The organism is Lutispora sp. (genome assembly GCF_041687175.1).
Lineage (GTDB): Bacteria > Bacillota > Clostridia > Lutisporales > Lutisporaceae > Lutispora.
In genome coordinates, this window is the sequence record NZ_JAWLCK010000152.1 from 1 (window position 1) to 5291 (window position 5291).

Annotated in this window: 5 protein-coding genes; all 5 read right to left on the reverse strand. The window is 34.2% G+C overall.

All coding sequences use genetic code 11. The features are described from left to right. Window positions 1-446, reverse strand: a 446-nt coding sequence (locus ACESM9_RS14075) for an HrcA family transcriptional regulator (RefSeq protein ID WP_373000018.1), incomplete at its 3' end; no start/stop codon positions are given. Between the two features lie 107 nt (window positions 447-553). Beyond that, window positions 554-1684: a radical SAM family heme chaperone HemW gene (gene hemW, locus ACESM9_RS14080; protein WP_373000021.1), complete on the reverse strand. Its 1131-nt coding sequence runs from the start codon at window positions 1682-1684 to the stop codon at window positions 554-556. Between the two features lie 3 nt (window positions 1685-1687). Next, window positions 1688-3496: a translation elongation factor 4 gene (gene lepA / locus ACESM9_RS14085; RefSeq protein WP_373000024.1), complete on the reverse strand. Its 1809-nt coding sequence runs from the start codon at window positions 3494-3496 to the stop codon at window positions 1688-1690. A gap of 156 nt (window positions 3497-3652) precedes the next feature. Continuing rightward, window positions 3653-3970, reverse strand: coding sequence for a hypothetical protein (locus ACESM9_RS14090; RefSeq protein ID WP_373000027.1), 318 nt, complete (start codon window positions 3968-3970; stop codon window positions 3653-3655). A 5-nt stretch (window positions 3971-3975) separates the two neighbouring features. Next, on the reverse strand, window positions 3976-5082 hold the full coding sequence (spoIIP, locus tag ACESM9_RS14095; RefSeq protein ID WP_373000030.1) for a stage II sporulation protein P: 1107 nt from the start codon (window positions 5080-5082) through the stop codon (window positions 3976-3978). Window positions 5083-5291 lie beyond the last annotated feature (209 nt).

Sequence of the window (5291 nt, forward strand, 5' to 3'; positions counted from 1 at the left end):
AATATATGGTAGCTGTCTACTTTAATCAACTGCAAATGTTTGAGGCAGGTTCTCCTAAACTGTGGGGCCATAGCAATGGATGCATAATTAGTCATAGCCGACAGCAGTTTAGAAGCATGCTTAATAAGCCTATCAATCTCTCCAACAGTTTTTGTAAACTCCTTTTTTATAAATTCATAATCCTGTTGATTGATAGTAATTTCACTCATTAGTTTATCTACATATAATCTATAACCTTTATCTGAAGGCACCCTGCCTGCTGAAGTGTGAGGTTGTTCTATATAGCCCATTTCCTCCAAATCAGCCATCTCGTTTCGAATAGTTGCAGGGCTTATATCTGTTAAGTATTTTTTAGACACTGTTCTTGAGCCAACAGGTTCTGCTGTTTTTATATAGTCTTCAATTATCGCTTGCAAAATAAGCTGTTTTCGATTTCCTAGGGACATAGAACTCACCACCTTTGTTAGCACTCTACACTATTGAGTGCTAATTCTGCTTTTAAAATATCACTGTAGCTTTTTTTTGTCAATAGCATTTTGAAAAATTGTTACTGTTACATAAATTCAATAAAAACTCTATTGGACAAGTCTCTTCCTCTATCTGTGAGACTTATTTTATCACCTTGTTTTTTTACTAGTAAATCATACTCCAGTTTAGTTATGGTATTTTCATATTGCTTTAAAAAATCAATTCTATACTTATGATTTATTTCAGATACAGAAATACCAGCGTTTAACCTTAAGCCTAGTATTATGGTTTCCCAGAGGTCCTCTTTAAAACTGATATTTTCCTTATCTTTTATAGGAAGTTTTCCGGTTTTCAGGCACTCTATATATTTATCTAAGTTCTCATAGTTCCAAAATCTCTTATTGTCTAATTTGGAATGACTTCCTGCACCTACTCCCAGATACTCTTCATTTCTCCAGTAAATTAAATTATGGGCACAAGAAAATCCAGGCTTAGAAAAGTTAGAAATTTCATACTGCACTAATCCATATTTTTCTAATATGGTTTTCGCTGTCCTATACATTTCTCTATCCAAATCCTCGTCTGGAATCTTTAAGTCTCCTGATTCGATTAACTTATGTATGGGAGTACCTTCTTCAACAATAAGACTATAGCATGATACATGCTTAATTTCTAAATCACACACATTCTCCAGAGTTTCTATCCACATTTCCATGGTCTGACCTGGCAGTGAAAACATCAAATCCACATTAATATTATCAAAACCATAACTTCTAAATAGATTAAGGCTTTTTATAAAGTCCTCTCTTTTATGTACTCGTCCAATAGTTTTCAGTAATTCATCCTGCCATGCCTGTAGACCGATGCTTATTCTGTTTATTCCGATAGCTTTGTACACTTCTATCTTATTTTTGTCTATAGTACCAGGATTGCATTCTATAGTTATCTCTGCATCCTTTTGAATATTTCTTTCTATAGTTCCTATTATTTTTGCAATGTTTTCAGGATTAATAATGGTGGGGGTACCCCCACCAATAAAAACTGTTCTGAATCTATATTCCTGCTTGTTCAAATAGCACTTTAATTCCTTTATCAAAGCTTCTACATAGGGTTTTTCATACATACCTTTGCCAGCATAAGAATTAAAATCACAATATAGGCACTTTCTTAAACAAAAGGGTATGTGAATGTATAAACCTATATTTTTCATCATCATCACCTAATCATTGAGTTTCAGAACCGACATAAAAGCTTCCTGAGGCAGCTCAACACTTCCTACTTGTCTCATTCTCTTCTTTCCTTCTTTTTGTTTCTCCAAAAGCTTTTTCTTTCTTGAAATATCTCCACCGTAGCATTTTGCCAGAACATCTTTCCTCAATGCTTTTACTGTTTCTCTAGCTATTATCTTCTGACCCACAGCTGCTTGTATGGGAATTTCAAACATTTGTCTTGGTATTACTTCTTTCAGTTTCTCTGCCATAGCCCTTCCTCTGGCATATGCTTTTTCTTTGTGAACTATGAAGGATAAAGCATCAACAGTTTCTCCGTTTAACAATATATCAAGTTTTATCAGATCTGATTTTTCATATCCTTTCAACTCATAATCGAAAGAAGCATAACCCTTAGTTCTTGATTTTAGAGCATCAAAAAAGTCATAAATTATTTCGTTTAAAGGAAGATCATATTTGATTATAGCCCTGGTTTCTTCCATATACTGCATGTCTCTATATACTCCTCTTCTGTTTTGGCATAACTCCATAATAGTGCCTACATATTCAGTAGGAGACATTATGGAAGCCTCAACAATAGGCTCTTCCATATATTCGATTTCCTGAGGAGAAGGCATATTAGTCGGATTTGACACTTCAATCATTTCTCCATTGGTCTTGACCACATGATAGATAACACTTGGCGCAGTAGTTATAAGATCCAGGTTGTATTCTCTCTCAAGCCTTTCTTGTATTATCTCCATATGAAGCAAGCCTAGGAATCCGCATCTGAAACCGAATCCTAAAGCTGCAGATGTTTCCGGTTCGAATAATAAAGCCGCATCATTTAACTGAAGCTTTTCCAAAGCATCCCTCAAATCATTGTAGTCTGCTCCATCAGCAGGATAAATGCCACAGTATACCATTGGAGTAACCTTTCTATACCCTGGCAAAGGATTCAAACAGGGTCTATCCGCGTCTGTTATGGTATCTCCTACATGAACATCTCTTACATTTTTTATACTTGCAGTTATATAGCCTACCTCACCAGCTAGTAGTTCGCTGCAGGGTGTCATATTAGGACTCAATGTTCCCACTTCTACAACTTCATATTCCGCTCCGTTTGACATCATCCTTATGGTCATACCTGGCTTAACTTTTCCATCAACAATTCTAACATATGTTATGACCCCTCTATAGCTATCGTACAAAGAATCAAATATCAACGCTTTTAGAGGTTCATCTTCATCACCTTGAGGGTGAGGTATATAATTTATAATACCTTCCAAAACTTCTTCTATGCCTATACCTTCCTTGGCAGATATCAAGGCAGCATTTGCTGAATCAAGACCTATTACATCCTCAATTTCTTTCTTGACCCTTTCAGGATCTGCGCTGGGTAAATCGATTTTATTTATGACAGGATATAACTCCAGGTTATTATCTAAAGCAAGATACACATTAGCCAAGGTCTGAGCTTCAATACCCTGAGTAGCGTCAACAATGACAATAGCACCTTCACAAGCTGCCAGGCTTCTCGATACCTCATAAGTAAAGTCCACATGTCCTGGAGTATCTATCAGGTTAAAAATATATTCTTCTCCGTCCTGAGCTTTATAGTTCAATCTCACAGATGTAAGCTTAATAGTTATACCTCTTTCTCTTTCCAAGTCCATATTATCTAGTAATTGTGATTCCATATCTCTTTCGGCAACTACTCCGGTTTTTTCTATCAATCTATCTGCAAGAGTTGATTTGCCGTGGTCAATATGAGCAATAATACAAAAATTCCTTATGTGTTTTTGCCTATCCCTTGTCATTCGGGGTTCCTCCTTAAATTTTTAGAACTTTATACCGCAATCACAAAATATCTTAAATTATAGCATAAACCATTTTACCATAAAAGCATATAATATGTAATTGTAATTATAATAAAAATCATATAGGCTCCTGATTTCACCCAATATTTGAATGATTCAAGAGCCCAATTTGCTCACTATTGAATTAAACGCTTCCTTTGACCATTTAACTATATTGCTTATGGTTTTTGTTATATACTCAATATCAAACTTATAAGTCTCGCCTGCTATGTCGATTCTAACATCTTTTTGATTTTCAATATTGAGAAACAATGCATGTTTTCCATCTTTCTTTGAAACTAAATCTGAAGTTCTCATATCTGTTACATATATCATGGTAATGAAAAGCACGAAGCACATAAGCAATACCCATGCATTCCTTATTCTATTTCTTTTTTGTTGTTTTTTTAATAGCTTTTCTTCTGTTCTATTCAATTTTTTCACTCCTGCAATTCTTTCAATACCTCTCCTAGTACATGACCCATCAGTTCTGCCGAATATTGAGCTTCTTCTATGGTATTGAGCATGCAACCAACTTCAATCAACATGGAATAATTGCTAAAATACTGATTATATTTGGTATTAGGCTTATCTGTTCTCAAATATAGCCCAGGATATAGTTTATCCATCTTTTTCTTTATATATGCTGCAAACTTTTCTAACTCCCCATGATTTGGGTTCTTTTTTCCTATGACCAGCATAATTTTTGCAGCTTTTTTACCGTTTATAGTGGTGGTGTAATCATTTTTCTTTGCTGTTCTAACACTCTCCTCCTTAGCAGTAAAAGCATCTCTGTGAATATCCAATATTACCTTAATTGATGGATATTTGCTTGTTTGTTTTTTTATTGTAACTAATGAATTGGAGTAGGAATAGGCATAAGAATCCTTATCATGATATGTCTTGTCGTGTATAACCTTGTAGTTGTATTTGTCCTGTAGAACCTTAGCCATTATACTTCCCACTGAAACCACATTATATTTTTCCGTTAATGTATGATAATTAGAAGCTGTATTAGGCATATAGCTTTCAGTTGCATGGCTGTGATAGATAAGTATCTGAGGATCCTTTTTTGACAAATTTACTTTATCAGGAGATGGTATATTGGCATCATATTCCTCAGTACTATTGCTATTACCATTATTTATTGAATCATTATTTCCTTTCATTTCTTCTGAAGTGTATTCATCTTCTTCACTAAAGTATATTTCACCCTCAGGCACATCAGAAAAGCTTTTTATATCCGGCAACTCTTTCCTCATAGCATCAGACGCTGCCAGCTCTTTTTCATCAATATCCATAAAGCCCGAATATGTCAGCTTTAAAAAATTAAGAGGATCCTTTAGAAACTTTTCAGGCAGCGTTGCTAATCTATCTGAGAAAAAGTCATCTATTCCTGTTATAGTTATTCCTTTATAATCTTCATAAGCTGCTTTTAAAGTGGGTATTGAATTGTTGATAATGAACACAAAAATATTATCTATACTATCCTCATCAAAATCAGCATATACTTCTGAACTGCTTAATACTTCCTTTGTTTCATACATCCCCTTATTAATAGATAAAACAACCAAGAGAGTAATACATAGGAGCAAACTGATCCAATATAACTTCTTTTTTTTGTATCTCCTTTGTATATTCAAATGTCTACACCCCACTTTACATTGCATGAAAAAAAAGAAAATAAAATATATATTTAAACTTATATGCCGCACAGATATTTTTATGATAAAAACATTGGAGACAAATTAATTTA

Coding starts and splice junctions, on each gene's coding strand:
- hemW (WP_373000021.1), bottom strand. CDS start 1,684: ATGATGATGAAAAATATAGGTTTATACATTCACATACCCTTTTGTTTA.
- lepA (WP_373000024.1), bottom strand. CDS start 3,496: ATGACAAGGGATAGGCAAAAACACATAAGGAATTTTTGTATTATTGCT.
- spoIIP (WP_373000030.1), bottom strand. CDS start 5,082: ATGTATGAAACAAAGGAAGTATTAAGCAGTTCAGAAGTATATGCTGAT.